This window comes from Streptomyces sp. NPDC031497, assembly GCF_055580905.1.
Genome location: NZ_JBVIKO010000011.1, coordinates 110172 through 126171, shown reverse-complemented (window position 1 = coordinate 126171; position 16000 = coordinate 110172). Strand labels below are relative to the sequence as shown.

At 67.9% G+C, this 16000-nt stretch carries 10 protein-coding genes; 6 read left to right on the top strand and 4 right to left on the bottom strand.

What is annotated here, in order from left to right:
- Position 1 precedes the first annotated feature (1 nt).
- Positions 2-820, top strand: a complete 819-nt coding sequence (locus ACZ5K7_RS23795; RefSeq protein ID WP_468915877.1) for a hypothetical protein — start codon at positions 2-4, stop codon at positions 818-820.
- A gap of 167 nt (positions 821-987) precedes the next feature.
- On the opposite strand, the gene ACZ5K7_RS23790 is transcribed toward ACZ5K7_RS23795, so the two are convergent.
- The gene (locus ACZ5K7_RS23790) at positions 988-1890 is read right to left on the bottom strand and encodes a hypothetical protein (RefSeq protein ID WP_468915874.1); all 903 of its coding nucleotides are present in this window, start codon (positions 1888-1890) and stop codon (positions 988-990) included.
- 135 nt (positions 1891-2025) lie between these two features.
- On the opposite strand from ACZ5K7_RS23790, the gene ACZ5K7_RS23785 reads away from it, so the two are divergent.
- Positions 2026-6510, top strand: a complete 4485-nt coding sequence (locus tag ACZ5K7_RS23785; RefSeq protein WP_468915872.1) for an AAA family ATPase — start codon at positions 2026-2028, stop codon at positions 6508-6510.
- A 200-nt stretch (positions 6511-6710) separates the two neighbouring features.
- On the opposite strand, the gene ACZ5K7_RS23780 is transcribed toward ACZ5K7_RS23785, so the two are convergent.
- From ACZ5K7_RS23780 to ACZ5K7_RS23770, 3 genes are all read right to left on the bottom strand, one after another.
- Positions 6711-7691, bottom strand: coding sequence for a DNA polymerase Y family protein (locus ACZ5K7_RS23780; RefSeq protein ID WP_468915870.1), 981 nt, complete (start codon positions 7689-7691; stop codon positions 6711-6713).
- Complete coding sequence (locus ACZ5K7_RS23775; RefSeq protein ID WP_468915867.1) at positions 7688-11140, bottom strand: DNA polymerase III subunit alpha; 3453 nt, start codon at positions 11138-11140, stop codon at positions 7688-7690. Before ACZ5K7_RS23775 ends, ACZ5K7_RS23780 begins: the two co-directional genes overlap by 4 nt.
- Positions 11141-11463: 323 nt before the next feature.
- Positions 11464-12426 (bottom strand): hypothetical protein, encoded by a 963-nt coding sequence (locus ACZ5K7_RS23770; RefSeq protein ID WP_468915864.1) that lies wholly within the window; start codon positions 12424-12426, stop codon positions 11464-11466.
- Positions 12427-12699: 273 nt separating this feature from the next.
- Here ACZ5K7_RS23770 and ACZ5K7_RS23765 point away from each other — a divergent pair, with 273 nt between their 5' ends.
- The 4 genes from ACZ5K7_RS23765 (at position 12700) to ACZ5K7_RS23750 (ending at position 16000) form a co-directional block, all read left to right on the top strand.
- A complete protein-coding gene (locus ACZ5K7_RS23765) occupies positions 12700-12963 on the top strand; it encodes a helix-turn-helix transcriptional regulator (RefSeq protein ID WP_266379502.1) in 264 nt (87 codons plus the stop codon).
- A 158-nt stretch (positions 12964-13121) separates the two neighbouring features.
- Positions 13122-14006 carry a DUF6083 domain-containing protein gene (locus ACZ5K7_RS23760; RefSeq protein WP_468915861.1) on the top strand — a complete coding sequence of 295 codons (885 nt, stop codon included), beginning with the start codon at positions 13122-13124 and terminating at the stop codon, positions 14004-14006.
- The gene (locus ACZ5K7_RS23755; protein WP_468915858.1) at positions 14003-14506 is read left to right on the top strand and encodes a hypothetical protein; all 504 of its coding nucleotides are present in this window, start codon (positions 14003-14005) and stop codon (positions 14504-14506) included. Before ACZ5K7_RS23760 ends, ACZ5K7_RS23755 begins: the two co-directional genes overlap by 4 nt.
- A 9-nt stretch (positions 14507-14515) precedes the next feature.
- Positions 14516-16000: a UvrD-helicase domain-containing protein gene (locus tag ACZ5K7_RS23750; RefSeq protein ID WP_468915856.1), complete on the top strand. Its 1485-nt coding sequence runs from the start codon at positions 14516-14518 to the stop codon at positions 15998-16000.

Here is a 16000-nt window from a genome sequence, read left to right as displayed (position 1 = left end):
CATGGAAAACTTCGACGACAGCACCCTCGACGAACTCGCCGCCATGGTTTGCGGCGATGAGCCCGGCATGAAACGACGACGTGGCTGGGAGCTGGCGCTCTTCCTCCGGCGGGCTGGCTGGGAAGACGTCCCCGATCACGACGGCAGTCCGCGCCAGCGCTGGGTCCTGGACCTCCTGCGCGAACGGAAAGAGGACGATGCCGGAGACATCGAACGCGTCGTCCTGCGCCTGGCCGACCGTCGCGAATATCAGCAGCAGCCCAGCGAATACGACGCTGTCCTCGAACGCCTTCAGGAAGTCCTGGCGCTGGAGGGCCGCCGCATCGACTACCGCAACGGCCAGCCCTTTCTCGTCGAGTACGACCCCGACGAGCCACCCCGCCTACAGCGGGTGGAACTCAAAGTAGCCATCACCGACATCGTCGACGACTCAGACCTGGCCCGCGCAGTTCAACTGCGCCTTGATGAGGCACACATCTGCCAAGAACACGGCGCCTACACCTCCGCGGTCATTATGCTCGGCAGCCTCCTCGAAGGCGTCCTGGTCCACGCAGCCGAAGCCAGGCCCGCAAACGTGCCCCTTCCCAAGCCACTACGCGCCGCCGGGTTACAGGATCTTGTCCAGCACGCCCATACCAACGGGTGGATCGACCAGGACGCCAAGATGGCCTCGGAGCTGCTCCGGACCTACCGCAACCTGGTCCACCCTCTTGCGGAGAAGCGAGCCAAGCACAGCGCGGACTTCGACACGGCCGATCTGTGCTGGTCGACCGTCAACGCTGTTCTCAACGATCTGGCGGCAAGCAACCAGAGGTGCTGAACAAAGGCGCTGCACGTGTCGGTACGTGATCAGGCAGGTATCGAGGGCCGAGGCAGACCTCGTGGATGTCGTCGTGTCGTTCCCAGCACATATGCGGGCGGCGAAAACGGTGCAGCCAGCCGATCGCAACTTCCACCGCCCCGCTGGGCTCTTCGACTGTGGGCAAGTCAGGCAGTACGGGCCTGGCGGAGGCACTCGGCGATGATGGGCTTGCCCAGGTAGCGTTCCACGTTGTGCGGGTTGAGCGCGCCGTTGTGGGCGACCACGTCGGTGACTCCGTCGGCGAGGTCGGCCAGGCCCTTGCCCCGTGGCACCACGTCCAACGGCGAGTACAGGTTTGTCCACCGGACACCTGCAGCCACGCCGAGCCGCTCGCCGGGGGTGTGCACGCCCTTGCGGACCGCGAGCCATCTCAGCGGGGACCCGAGAGTCACGAGGGTAGTCACCACAGGGTGGCCGTCGGCTTTCACCGGGATCTCACCCCGGCTGAGCATGTCGTAGAAGACGACGCTGCCCAGTGAATGGGCGAGGACCACCGTCGCCTCGGTCTCCACCAGGGTCTTCCGCACCGTTGCCCGGACGGCGGTGGCGGTTTCCGGCTTGTGGATGTACGTATGGGCCTCACGGACGAACCACAGCAGTCGATCAGTCACCCCCTTGCCTGCCACTTGGTCGACAGCACGTTTCCGGCGCGCGACGCGAGGCGTGAGCTGCTCCTCGCCGAGCGTTCCTTCGAACGATGTGTCGAGGGAGGCTTCCGCGGCAACGGCCTCTGGTGCGTATGCGGCCAACGCGTCCAGGACGAAGGCCTCCTCTTCCTCGTCCATTGGCACCCCGTCCGCGTCCTGCGGACCCAGCCGTACGAACCGGGTGACCGTCTTAGGGAAGACATCCCGGTACGACGGGACGGTGACGACCATTCCGTCGTGTCGGGACCACACCGGTGCCCTCGCCCCCGGGAGGGTCGGCGTCGAGACAAGCGCGTCTCGCCAGTCGTGACTGAGTTCCTCCGTCGTCGCGCCGGCACCCTGACGGATGCCGTGCACACCTACGATGCGCAGCAGACTCATGTGTTTCCCCTGTGCAGTGGCCACCGATGCGGCCTTCCCATACGCGCAGCCGACTCTGACTCCTGCGTCCGCATCGGCCTCAAGTGCGGTTGCGGATATGGTAGATCGGCCGTACGAGGCAGGTGGGGGTGGCGGTTGAACACGCAGGCCAGTGACGACCTGAGCGGGATCGCCCGCAGACGACTGGTCGTCGTGGCAGTCGATGGTTACCGGGACGAACGCGAGGGCTTCCGTGAGGCCATCGCGGAGCAGGTCAGCCGGATCACCACCTGGCTCGCTGACCCTGCCCTGGGTGAGGACCGGCGGTTCGAGGTGGTTCCGGTCGAGGATCCGCTGCATACTGTCGGAGACCTGCGGGACTTTCTGCGAGGGGTCAAGCTGTCGGAAGCCTCATATGAGGATGCCGTCGTTGTCTACATCACCGGCCATGGGCTGTGCCGTCAGGCCGGTCGCCACTACCTGACCCTGCCGAAGACGCGTCCTGAGCGGTTGCTGTCGACCGCCTTTCCCACCAGCGAGCTCATCACCGCGGTGCTGGACAGTGAGGCCGAGCACGTTCTGGTGCTGGTCGACTCTTGCCACTCCGGAGTGCTGCGCGCGGAACTGAGCACGCTGCTGCAGGACTTGTCCAAGGAACGTCGAAGGCACGTGGGGCTCGCTGTGGTCACCGCCGGCGACCATGAAGATCAACCACAGGTGGGATCCTTCACCCGGCGCGTCGCGCTCGCCTGGGAACGGATGAACGACGAGTCTGCTGGCTACGCCTCCTCGCACCTGTCCTTCGCTGAGTGGGAGCAGTTGCTGCACGAGGTCGGGCTGTCTGACGGCGTGGAGAAGGACCTGGTCGACGCCGAGTGGATCATGCCCCACTCGCTTCGGCACCAGCTGAGCGCATGTCTGCCCAACCCGCGCTACAAACCGTCTGGGACCGCTGTCGACCCCGCTCTGCGACAACTGGTCCTCGAACATGGAGATCTGGAGTTCTGGCGGGAGCGCGCCTCCGGACGGGTCAGCGGCGACGACGTGGGCTGGTACTTCAGCGGCCGTACCAAGCCCATGAGGCGCCTGGTCGACTTCCTCCGTGAGGGCGAGGGCGTGCTCATCGTCACGGGCGCCGCGGGATCGGGCAAGTCCGCGCTGCTGGCCCGGCTGGTCACCCTCACCGCTGCCGCCTTCGTCGAGGACGAGGCGTACGCCGCGCTCATCGCCCGTATCCCTGGTGACCTCCGGCCAGAGCCCGGCTCTATGGACGCGGCCGTACTGGCTCGCAACAAATCCTCACGGGCCGTGGTCGACGACCTCCTCATCGCGCTCGGCGGGACGCCTGCTTCCAAGGACACTCCACTACAGGCCCTTTTCGAACGAATGGTCGAGCGCGCGGCCGAGCTCTCCCGGCCGGTGACCGTCATCATCGACGCGCTGGACGAAGCCGAGGATCCGCTCGCCTGTGTAAGTGACGTCATTCTCCCGCTCGCCCGCCTCACCGCACCGGTCGGTGAGACCGCCGTCCGTCTCCTCCTCGGTATCCGCAGCTCACCCGTCATGTCCTACTCCTCCGGCGCCGACCTCCGCGACGAGCGGGCAGATGACCTGCTGCAACGCCTTACCGCCGCCCTCAAGGCCGAAGGTGCCGTGCCCGAGCCGCTGCGCACGGACGGCCCGGACTGCGAGGCCGACATCGCCGCGTACGCGGTCGCGTTGCTGAGCGGCCCCGAGGACAGCCCCTACAAGGAAGCCGACGACGAAGCCGTCGAAGCGACGGCCCGTGTGATCGCGAAAGCCGTCGCCCCCTCCTTCCTCGATGCACAAATCGCCACCGACCAGCTTCGGACGGCAGAAACCCGACAGGACCTCACCGAGGAAGGCTGGCTGCACCGACTCGCTGACGGCACCAGTAGCCTGTTGCGCGAAGATATAAGGGGCGTCTCCGCGGCAACTGGGGTCCCGGCTAGCCTGCTGGTCGCGGCGTTGCGTGCCACCGCGCTCGCCCAGGGGGCCGGCCTACCCTGGGGGGAGATCTGGCCTTCGGTCACCGCCGCGCTCGCAGCAAACCCACACGGCCCGGCCGGGCCGACTGAACCGGAACGACAGCCGGCGGCGCCCGACGGCGCACCCGAGAGCGCGGATGTGGCCGACCACGCCGTCCGCACGCTGCGGTCAAGTCGTTTGACTGGATACCTCGCCACCGCGAGCGAGGACGGGCGCACCGTCTATCGGCCCGTCCACCAGCGGCTCACCGACCTGCTCCAGGCTCAGCACCAGTGGCTGCTTCGTGCACCGGATGCGGCAAACCTGCGCCCCCCACGTCCGGCGACCGGTGATGCTGCAGAACTGGCCGCTGCCCATGCGACCGTCACCGGAGTCCTCGCGAGATTGGTGCGCCGGGCTCATCCACACCAGGCACATCCCTACATTCGGCGCCACTACCTGCATCACGCGGAAGCTGGCGACCTCCTGACCGACCGGCACGTTCCCGTCGAACTGCTCGCACAGGAGACCTCTGGCACCCTGCGCGCCCGGCTGTCTCTGCCGCTGCCCACCGGCGATCCTGAGCGGGGCGCACTCACAGCAGCCGCGCTGATCGAGCCGTACCTCGACGACAGCACAGACCCCCGCTCACGCCGCGACAGTATGCACTTCCATCAGAGCGTACGAGGCGAGACGCGGGACGCTGCCGATGAGCAGCGTGCCCTGGCCTTCCGCTGGGGCAGGTGGGCGGCGCAGGTAAACGTACTCGCCCCTGCGCAGAAGCTCACCCGAGCCCTGTGCGCGGTTCCCACTCTGGACCGACGCTGGCTCGTCGCGGTGGCCGATGTCTCCCAAGGAGTGTGCGTCTGGGACGCGAGCACGGGCCTGCCGACCGCGGACCTGGCCACTGACGGGCCGGTATTCAGGCTCCGCACCATCCGTGCGACCGGCGGCCGTACCTTCCTCATCACGCTCACGTCCTCCCGGATCGAGATCCATGACCCGGTCTCGGGACAGCTAGTGGCGCGACTCGTCGTCTCCGGGGCGCGTGACGTGCACGTCCTGGAAGACGGCCCCTCACTATGGAAACTGTTCATTCTCACACGGAGTGGCAGCATGGTATGGCGTCCCCACTCTGGGCAGACCACACCAGCTCTCGACGTTTCTTCCTATGAGCGTGAGGAGCCGCTGGAGTCGGCAGTCGTCCGACGGTCGAGCGGCCACACACTTGTCGCCCTCGCCGGAAGCACGGGCATCCGGTTGTGGGACCCGTTCTCCGGGCTGACGGCCGAGGAACCGTTCGGTCCCCGTAACCGTCAGATCCGGCTCGACACTTTGAGCCGGACCGGGCAGGACGACCTGCTCGTCGTGCAGATCCGCGGGATGTCCACCCAGATATGGGAGCCCTTCACCGCATCGCAGACGGCACGTATCCGGGAGACGGGCCACTCCCTGATTCAGGTACCCGGAGGCACCGACTTCGCCTACGCCACCAGAAACGACATCGTCGTACGCGACATGAATCTCGACGAAGTGCAACGCATCGCCGCCGATGTTTCCCGCATCGATGAGCTGACCGCATTGACGGGCCCTGCCGGGCCTCGCGTCGTTTCAGCCGCCCCCCAAGGCATCCGTATCTGGGACCTCGCCCCCACCGGCCGACCACGCGTCGATGACCTCTCCGACACGCCCTACCAGGCACCCGCACCACGCGGGTTCTTCCTTCACACTTGGCCACTGCGACGGATGGCGTACCCAGGCCCCGACGGCCTCAGGGACTGCGTCGTCGTCGGCACGCGCGACGGACTCGACGTGCATGATGCGACGACGGGACGGCTGCTGAAGCAGATCCCGATCCCTACCGCTCCTGTCACCGTCGTCGAAGCGCTCCCCTCTCCCCAGGGAGCCGCTCATGTCGCGGTCGCGGGCATTTCTGCGTCCGTCTGGGACCTGGTGTCAGGTGAATCCGTCGCATCACCCGACCCTGCGTCGCTTCCCTCTTTCTCCTCCCGCACGTGTGTCACCGTCACCGGCGACGGGCTGCCGGTCTTCGTCACCGCTCGTGGACGGAGCGAGCTGGTCACCACGACCCTGGAGCCGAACAGCGGCGCGACCTTCACTCACGTGGCGCCGGCCGACTTCAGGCGTGCTGGGGCGCCTGTGTTGATTCCTGTGCCGACGGCACATACGGTGACGGGTCCTGTGGTCGTGGTGGCTCACTGGCGAGCCATGCATCTCGTGGACGCAATGACCGGGCAATACCTCGCTCCATGGGTTCGGGGGAAGCCCGGAACGCCCTATCGAGTCGGATGTGCTGTGTCGCGGTCCGGCGATCTGCAGATCGCGGTGGCGAACGACAGGGAGATCGAAGTCTGGGATCTGACCGGCGGCACACAAGTCGCCGCTTGGCCCGCGCACGGAACCCTGGCTATGACCGGGCTCCATCTGACCGGTGGCCGAACGCTGCTGGTGTCCGGCAGCTCCAGCGGTGTCCGTATCTGGGACTCGACAACAGGCGAACTGCTCCACACCCTCCTCACCGGCGCGCCCGTCCAAGCGGTGATCACCGGGATAACCGAGGAGGGCCCCGTTCTTCACCTGCTCGGTCCAGCCGGCCTCGTCACACTGGCCGTCGATCCCCCGCTGCTGTGAGGACTACGGCGTCGCAGTTGGCCACCTGGTAGCGATTGCGGCACCAACTCGTAAAGCAGCGACCGAGAGGGTCTTCGGAGTCCTCTGCTATGCCGGTGGAGGGCGAGAGCCCATGCCGGCCCGGCGACGGGCAAGTGTGAGGGTTTCGGTTCGATCCTGCTTACAGCGCTAGCTGTACCAGTCGTTCGTGGCACAAGCGGTCAGTTCGCCAGAGCAGCTGGACATATAGCCCCCGGCCCGAAGCGCCGACGGGCGCGGTCCGCGGCGGCTTCAGCCGCGCGGGCGCGGGCATCGCCGGGGTCCAACAAGAGCTGGCGGTAGGCCCTGCCGGTCGGCAACAGGTCGTCTGCGCGGATCATGAAGGCGCGCACTCTCGCTCGCTGCAGTCCGAAGGCGGTCAACAGCCCCAGGGCAACCGCGGTGAGGGCGGGCGAGTGGTTGGTGGGTTCCGGCAGGGTGCGGGTACGTGTGGTGGAGCTGCGGTCGGCGTACCGCACCGTGAGGGTGAGTCGGCTCGCGATCTGGCTTTCGCCGCGCAGGCGTTGGCCGATCTGGTCGGCCAGTCCCAGAACTGCGCGGTGGTGCTGTGCCGGGTCGAGACAGTCTCGCTCCAGTATGAGATCGGCGACCAAGTGCGCTGCTGGTTCGGAGGGGGTGACCGGGCGGGGATCATGACCGCGGGCGCGCTCGGCCAACAACCGCGCCTGACCAACGCCGAGGAGCCGTTGCAGGGTCACCGAAGGCAGGTCGGTGATCTGGCCGATCGTGTGCAGGCCGTATCTGTGAAGCGTTTCCGCCGTGGTGCGCCCGACCCCGGGCAGCGCGGTGACGGGCCGCGGGTACAGCCAGTCGGCCACGCGATCAGCGGGGACCCAGGTGGTCTCTCCCGGCGCGGATGCGTCGGCCGCCATGGCCGCCAGCATGCGGTTACTCGCGAGCCCGGCGCTGCTGTCAACGCCATAGAGAGCCTTCAACCTGAGCTTCGCCAACTGAACGACGTCATAAGCGGACAGGTCGAAATATCTGATGGCCGACGTCAGGTCGAGCTGGACGGCGTTGGGCGGAATGGCCTGGACATGAGGCGTGACACCAGACATCACTTCCATTACATCGTTGTACTGAAGCCCGTTCAGCGCGGCGTGCAGGTGGAGGTGAGCAATGTGCCGCTGCCGTGTAGTCATCCTGCGCTCCCCGGACTGGTGTAGCCGAACTTCTTCAGGTCGGCTGAGCGGGTGCCGGCTGGCTGGAGGTCGGCGTAGGGATGCAACCGGGCGCCGGTGGTGCCGTTGGCCAGGGTCCGCTGCGACTGGGCCGGGGTCGGGTTTGGGCGGCTCTCGCCGAGGAGGGCGAGTGCGGCCTCGGGGCCGTTGTCGCGGCGGGCAGCGGCGATCTCGTCCAGGTCCCAGGCCATGGTGCCGACGACGGTGCGGCGGGTGCCGCGCACCTGGACCGTGCCGCGCACCAGCAGCAGCCCGCTGTGGAAGACGGTGTGCGCGCAGGCCGGGTGGGAGTCCTCGAAGAAGGCCAGGTCGACCAAGCCGGAGCCGTCCTCCAGGGTGACGAAGATGATGCGCTTGCCGCTGGCGATGGGCGGGGTCTGGGTGGAGGCCCGTACGCCGGCGACCAGGACCTGCTGGCCGGCGCGCAGTCCGGCCAGGTGGGCCGCGTCGGTCGCTCCGATCTCGCGCAGGAGGCGGTGGTGGTGCTCCATCAGGTGCTTGGAGACGTCGATGCCGAGGGTGCGCAGCTCGGCGCTGAGGGCTTCGCGTCCGGTCAGTTCCGGCAGGCCGCTCGGCTCCGCCCCGCCCACGGGGCCCGCTTCGATGGGCAGTTGGCCTTTGCCGGCGGATCGGGTGCGGGAGGCCCGGTGGAGTTCGGCGATCTGGAGCAGCAGGTCGCGGCGCGTGAGGCGGCCGTCGTGGAGGGAGTTCAGGGCACCTATTTCGGCGAGGCGTTCGGCAGTGGGTCTGCTGGGGCGGGCTCGCTGCCAGAAGTCGGAGAGGGATCCGTAGGGCTGGCCTTGTTCGATTCGTGCGCACTCGTCCTCGCTGATGCCGTGTACCGCGGAGAGGGCAAGCCGTACGCCCCGCTCTCCGTCGGTCTTCTCCACGGTGTGTTTCACCTGGGAGTGGTTGATGTCGACGGGCAGGACTTGTACACCGCGGCGACGGGCGTCGGAGACGAGGACGCGCTTGGGCCACATCCCGGGGTCGTGTTCGAGCAGGCCGGCCAGCAGGTATGCCGGGTGGTGTGCCTTGAGCCAGGCGCTCTGGAGGGCGGGTACGGCGAAGGCGACCGCGTGGGCGCGGCAGAAGCCGTAGGCGCCGAAGGCCTCGACGGTCTTCCAGACCTCGTCCCGGACGGCCGCACTGTAGCCACGCGCGCGTGCCAGGCCGTGGAACCAGTCCCTGATCGCGGGCAGCCGGTCCTTGTCGCCGAGCGCCCGCCGGGCGATCTCCGCGAGGGCCAGGTCGCAGCCGGTCATCACATGCAGCGTCTCGATGATCTGTTCGTGCCAGATGGTCACGCCGTAGGTGTCGGCGAGCACCGGTTCCAGGTCCGGGTGGGCGTACGACGGAGTGCCGCCATGACGTGCGGCGATGTACCGCTCGGGCATGCCCCCGGCGACCGGTCCGGGACGGAAGAGACTGATGTCGGCGATGACGTCCTGTGGGTCGCGCGGCTGCAGCCTGGACAAAAGGTCTTGCTGGCCAGCTGACTCCAATTGAAATACGCCCAGGGTCTGGCTCTCCTGGATGAGCTTGAACGCGAAGACGTCGTCGAGCGGTACCTGCTTGGGGTCGTCCAGGTCGATGTGGTTACCGGTCGTCCGTTCGATCTCGGCGACGGCGTGGGCCATCGCGGACTGCATGCGCACGCCCAGAACGTCGAGTTTGATGTTGCCCAGGTCCTCGATCTCCTCCTTCGCGGCCATGGCCATGGGGTAGTCGCCCTGCGGGGTGGGCTGGACCGGCAGCCGGTCCAGGAGCGTCGCGTCGCTGATGACCACGCCGCAGGGGTGCATGGCCATGCCGTGGACCAGGGAGTCGAGGCCCTCCGCGAGTTCCCACAGAGGTCCGTACCGGTGTGCCTCGGCGGCCAGCTGCCGCAGTTCGGGCAGCTCGGCGAGCGCGCCCGTGATGTCGGAGGCCCGCAGATGCGGGAAGCTCTTGGCGATCCGGTCGACGTCCGCGGGCGCGATGCCGAGGGCGAGGCCGGTGTCGCGCAGGGCGCGGCGGGCCCGGTAGGTCTCGGGCATCGCGGTGACCGCCACCCGCTCCTTGCCGAACCGGTCGAAGATCGTGTCGTAGCACTCCAGGCGCCGGGCGGACTCCACGTCGATGTCGATGTCGGGCAGCGATGCCCGGCGCACGCTGAGGAAGCGTTCGAACAACAGACGGTGGTCGAGCGGGTTCGCGGTGGCGATGCCCAGCGCGTGGCAGACCATCGAACCGGCGCCCGAGCCGCGGGCCGCGACCCTGATGCCCTTGGCTCGGATGTCGGCCACGACCTGGCCGACGGCAAGGAAGTACGAGTCGTAGTCCAGCGCGGAAATCACCTTGAGTTCCTCGTCCAGCCGGTCGAGCGCCGCTCGGTCGCGGTCCAGGCCCCGCCGGGCCATCCCGGCCTCGCACTGCCAGCGCAGCAGTTGTGTCGCTCCCCCCGCTCCGGGCTCGGCGCCGAAGAGCGAGGGTTCCGGGAAATGCCGCGTACCCAGCCCCAGGTCCGCTCCGGGGTCGACGGCGCACAGGGCCGCGGTGGCGGCGGTGTCCGCCACCAGGCGGCGTGCCCGCCGGGCGTCGGCTCCGGCGCATTGGGCAACCAGGTGCGCGACGGCCGTCATCGCCTTCTCGTCCTTGAGCCAGCGCTGTCCGCTGTCCAGGCGGCGCCGGTCGATGGGCCGCAGCAGCCGGGCGGCGTCCAGGACGTCGGCGAGGCGGTGCTGGTCGGGGTCGGCGTAGCGGACGGCGTTGGAGAGCACGGCGATGGTGTGGGTGCGGTCGGCCAGCGCCAGGGTGCGGGCAGCCAGGCGGAGGGATCCAGGACCGATGGAGAAACGTTTATGCACTACGGCTTCCAGCCTGACCCCACTCCCGAAGATCTCCCGCCACGGCGCCAGCAGCTTCATCGCGACGTCTTCCCGCCCGGCCGCCAAGGCTCGTACCGGCTCCGAGAGCGGCCCGAGCAGCACGGTCAGACCGGGACCGCCGTATGCGCGCAGCGCCTCCCACGGCACCACCACCGGTGCCGCGCCGGACGCGGTGCCGACGTGGGCGGCCGACGTGATGCGGCACAGCCGTGCCCATCCGGCACGGTTCTGCGCGAGCAGCACGAACCGCAGGGGCGGCTCGACGACGTGCGCGCCACCGCGCGCCGGGGTGCGGCGTCGATGGGCGGGAGGTGGGGGCGCAAGGGCCTCCACCGCCAGGTCGACACCGAAGATCGGCCGCACTCCGGTTCCCGCGCATGCCTGCGCGAACCGGACGACACCGGTGACCGTGTCCCGGTCGGTGAGCGCGAGCGCCGTCACACCCCGCTCGGCCGCCCGCAGCACGAGATGCTCAGGATGGGCCGCGCCGTAGCGCTCGGAGTAACCGGACGCGACGTGCAGATGGGCGAAGCCCGCCATGCCGCACCTCCATCACTCCACCCCATTTCGACCTTTTTAGGTCGTATACCCGATACAGTCATCGTACTCTCGTTCGATTACTCTAACCTCATCAGCCCCGGTCAGCGACATAATTCGAACGCATCATCGATTCGACAGTGGCGGGAGCGGTAACCAGAACAGGTGCCGCGCCGTCACATCCCCAACCGGGCGGCATGGTTGGAGGAATCGCCCCAGTGGTGCGCACCGCGCTGCGGTCGCCGAGCGACTCAAAGCGGAGGGAGGTAACGTCATGTCGCGCAAACGACACTTTCCGTAACAGGGTGAGTGTCGGAACGGACGGGTCAGTCGGACCTCGCAGAGGCGTCGGATCGGTCGGCTGCCCGCTGACGCTGATCGCCCTTCGGTGGCAGTTCCCAGTACAGATCCCCTGAGGCGAGGGCTACGCTCCAGGAGATGAGAGATGTCGCCAACCGATCGAGTACAGGGAACAGGGCCGCAGGAGCGAGTCCACACTCACGCTCGGTCCGGTCCATCTCGGTACGCCCGCGACCGGTCGAGGAGTCCGTGTATGCCGCGAGGTATAGGGCGGTCAGCCGCAGAGGCGGATCGTCGGTGACCGTGTAGCCGTCTTTCGTCGCGCGCAGCGCCCAGTCGGCAGCGCGCCTGCGGTCTGGACGCGCGGGACGCTGAGCAAACAACACGTCGTCGAGGATCTGGGCGACCACTGTCCTGTCGGCGGAGCCCGGGGCGGGCGGCGTCCTGTGGAGCCACCGTGCCTGCTCCAGCTCACTCCACGGAAGCGGGTCGCGGGCGAGGCGAAGGCTACGCAGGACCCCAACCGGCAACCGGACCTGGCCCTGAGAATCCATGCGCAGTGCGCACTGCACGGCGAGCAGCCGGGCCGCAGCTCCGGTATGGCTCGGCAGGGCTGAGGCCAAGTAGCTGAGCATCTCCCGCACCTGAATCTGGTCGCCCGGCCCACGGAGGCGTCGTTTGCGGCGGCGTGAGGACCTGTTCGGCGACGCCATGGCCTCGCGCAGGAAGGTTTCCGGAACCACGGCGGCTTGTGTCGTCGCCGAGGCGCAGGCTGTACACGCATCGGCAAGTCGCCAGAGTCGTCCGCCCCGCTCGCGGGCGAGAAGCAGGCGGATAGGGCCCGCGCAGCCGCGGTGACGGGGATGCCAGCCGCAGCCTCGCTCGTGGCACTGGCAGGTGCGCATGTACGGCGGCAGGGCGTCACGCCGGGCATGTCCGGCCAGATGTTCGAGCGCCGCGGACCGTGCGGATGCGGCAGCGATCAGCACGCCTCGGTGGTCGCACTGCCGGCACACAAGCTGCGGCCCTCCAGGACCGGGCCGCAGCTCCACAGTCCAGGCATGCCGAGTTGTCGGGCGTGTTGTGCAAGGCCTCATAGGGCGCGCTCCTCCCAATCCCGTCCCGCGCCGTTTGTCAGCTCAAGAGAGTGACGGCCGCACACGGTAGTGCAGACCTCTGCCCTCTCGCCCGCGCTGCCACCTGGGGAAATAGGGCAGAGGTCTGCACTGACAGGGCAGGGGTCTGCCCCGTCGGATGGTCGGGTGACGATCTTTCCGCCCGATCCGGACTTCGAGGCACTCCGCCAGGAGCTCGCGCGCCTGAGGGCGGCCAAGGCGTGGAGCTACGACGAGCTCGCCGCCCGTAGCGGCCTCGCCAGACGGACCCTCATCGAGATCGAGCAGGGCCGCACGATCGGAACTCTGAAAACCTGGCACGCCCTCGCACACGCACTGAGCACCCCGCTCGACGAGCTCTTCGCCACCTTGTGCAGGGGACACGAACCCCCTGCAAAGACTGACGGATGACGGCCTCCGGGACGGCAACGCCAACCACCCCAACCGGTGACTCGGCGCGAACGCGTGATCGCACATCCGAAAGCCAGTCTCACTGGATGCGGCAGTCTGGGGGACACCTGCGGCAGTGACGCCGATGGAACGGCGTGTTGGCTGGCAGGTTCGCCCGCATGCGCTCCACACCCCCTTCTCCACGTCGTTGGGACGGCATCCTCGCCCGCGACCGCGCAAGGCGTTCCCTCCGCGTAAGCAGCGACAGCTCCAGCCGCCTGTTGCGATGCGGCCAGTGTGACCGCTGCCGGGATTGCGGCAACCGAATCGAGTGGTACCACCGCACCAACGAGCGGCCCATTCCTCTGCATCCTCACGAGCTGCCGGCCAAGACCGTGCCCGCCGCCTGGCACTGGCACGTCAGCTCGGGTGTCGCCCATCCTGCGGGCGACGGCAGCGGCTGGTGCCGCCTGCCGCACGCCATGCTGTGTCCTGCCCGCGACAACCTTCCGCCCGTACCCGAATTGACCGGACTGCGCCGTGCGCTGGCGGTCAACACCCGCCGCCTGATCGACAGCGGCGGATTCGTTCTCCCTTCCGCCGTGCCGAACACCGAAGTCTCACAGATGACTGCCTGTCGGCCGCCTCGTCCTGTTGTGCAGCTCCTGTACGTCCGTTACCTCGCCAACCGACCGGTGGACGCGATCCAGTGTGTCGCCCAGACCCGACGCCGCCACCGCTGCGGAAGTCCACTGCTCACATCTGGGTCCAGGCCAGGGGTCTGGACTCTCGTGCCCACCACCTCAGCGCACGGCCAACTTCCTTTGCCTGGAGCGGTCATGGCCGTCTACGCGCTCACTGGCCTGCCTTATGCCGAGCAACTGCGCTGGAGGGCTCAACGCTGCCCTGAGCACGCCGCCGCTCCCACAGCTGCCGACTTGGCGGTTGCCGAGTGGGAGCCCTTCGACCCCCTCATCCACCACGAGCACATCCACACGAGGCTCCCGACACTCAGCCGAGGTCAAGGGTCGGCCGGACGGATCCGGAGGGGGCCACAGCCGTGACCGCGCACCATGCGATTGAGATCACCCTGGCCAGGCCGGCTACCAACGGTGAGCTGCGTCGTGCGCGTCGTGTCGTGGCTCTGGCCAGCAACAACGACCACACCCAGCTGCTGACTCTGCAGCGTGCCAAGAATCCTGGGCGCGCGCTGCGAGTACTCCGGCATCGACTCGATGCTGTGTTGCCCATCGCGGTCCTGACCACCCACTACCCGGACCGACAGGGCTGTGTCCTGGTGAACTTCGCTCTCAGCCGCACCGCCCGCACTGCCATCCGCCAGGCTGCGGCAACCCATGGTCAACGGCCCCAGGACTTCCTACGCCAGAGCGTGACCGACGCCGTTGCCCGCCACCAAGAAGAGCGCGCCCGTCATCTGACAACCCAGCTGGAAGGGCTACTGGCTCAGCACACCCCGGAAGAACTGCTGTTCTGCGCAGCGAGCACTCTTCTCAGCCACCAGAACCGCCTGTCAAGCGGTAAGTCCTCCACCACTTCTCCCTAAGGAACCTTTGTGCCCACCCCGACCGACGAACAGGTCCAAGCCACCGACACCTTCCGAACAGGACACCACCTCGTCTTGCAGGCGGGAGCCGGTACTGGCAAGACGACCACCCTCGCGATGCTCGCCGCCAGCACCAAACGACGCGGACGCTACATCGCGTTCAACAAGGACATCGCCCGCGATGCTGCCACGAGCTTCCCCCGGACGGTGATGTGCAAGACGGCCCATGCGACCGCGTACGCAGCACTCGGTCACCGTTATGCCGACCGACTGAACGGCCCCCGACAGCCCGCCTGGAGGACCGGCCAAGCCCTCGGCATCAACCAGCCCATCCGCATCGGCGATGACGAGATCAGCCACAAGACGCTCTCCCACACAGTGCTACGCACCGTGACCCGCTTCTGCTACTCAGCCGACCGCGTTCTGGCCCGCCACCACGTGCCGCATCTTCGCCGCCTAGCATCGCCCGCCGAGCACGCCCAACTCGCAGACGTGACCCTGCCATTCGCAACCAAGGCCTGGGCCGACCTGCAAAACCCCGCCCATGGTGCGGTCCGATTCGAACACGACCACTACCTGAAGATGTGGGCTCTGACCGAACCAAAGATCGAAGCGGACTTCCTCTTCCTCGACGAAGCCCAGGACACCAACCCCGTCCTGGAACAAGTCTTCAACGCCCAGCGCGACCACGCCCAGCTCGTCATGGTCGGCGACTCTGCCCAGGCCATCTACGGCTGGCGCGGTGCGCGCGACGTGATGACCGACTTCGACGCCACCGCCCTCACTTTGACCCGCTCCTTCCGCTTCGGCCCCCTCCTCGCCGAGCAGGCCAACCGCTGGCTCGAACTTGCCGAGGCACCCATCCGCCTGACCGGAAGCGAGAACATTCCCACCGAGGTCGGGGACATCGCCAACCCGGACGCAGTGTTGTGCCGCACCAACATCGGTGCCATGGCCGAAGTCATGCGCCTCCTCTCCGAGGGCCGCCGCGTCGCCCTGGCCCGCGGCGGACACACCCTCGCCGCACTGGCGCTGGCGGCTCGCGACCTCAAAGAAGGCCGCCGCACCAGCCACCCGGAACTCGTTCTCTTCGCCTCTTGGGGCGACGTGCAGGACTACGCGACGTATGACCCGGCCGGCGGCGACCTCCAGCCCTTCGTCGACCTCGTCGACACGCATGGCCCCGACGCCATCCTCGCCGCGGTCGACGAACTCACCGACGAGGACCATGCCGACGTAACCGTGTCCACCGCTCACAAGGCCAAGGGCCGCGAATGGCTCACCGTCCGCATCGGTGAGGACTTTCCCCCTCCCAAAGACACCGACCAACTCGACGCCAAGGGCCACCCAATCCCGGAACCCGTCAACGACACCGACGCCCGCCTCGCGTATGTCGCGGTCACGCGGGCACGCCAGCAGCTCGACCTGGGTGGGCTGTCGTGGATCGACACTCTTCCTGTCGCACGCTCCGGCCAGGTTCCCGTGGCACAGTGA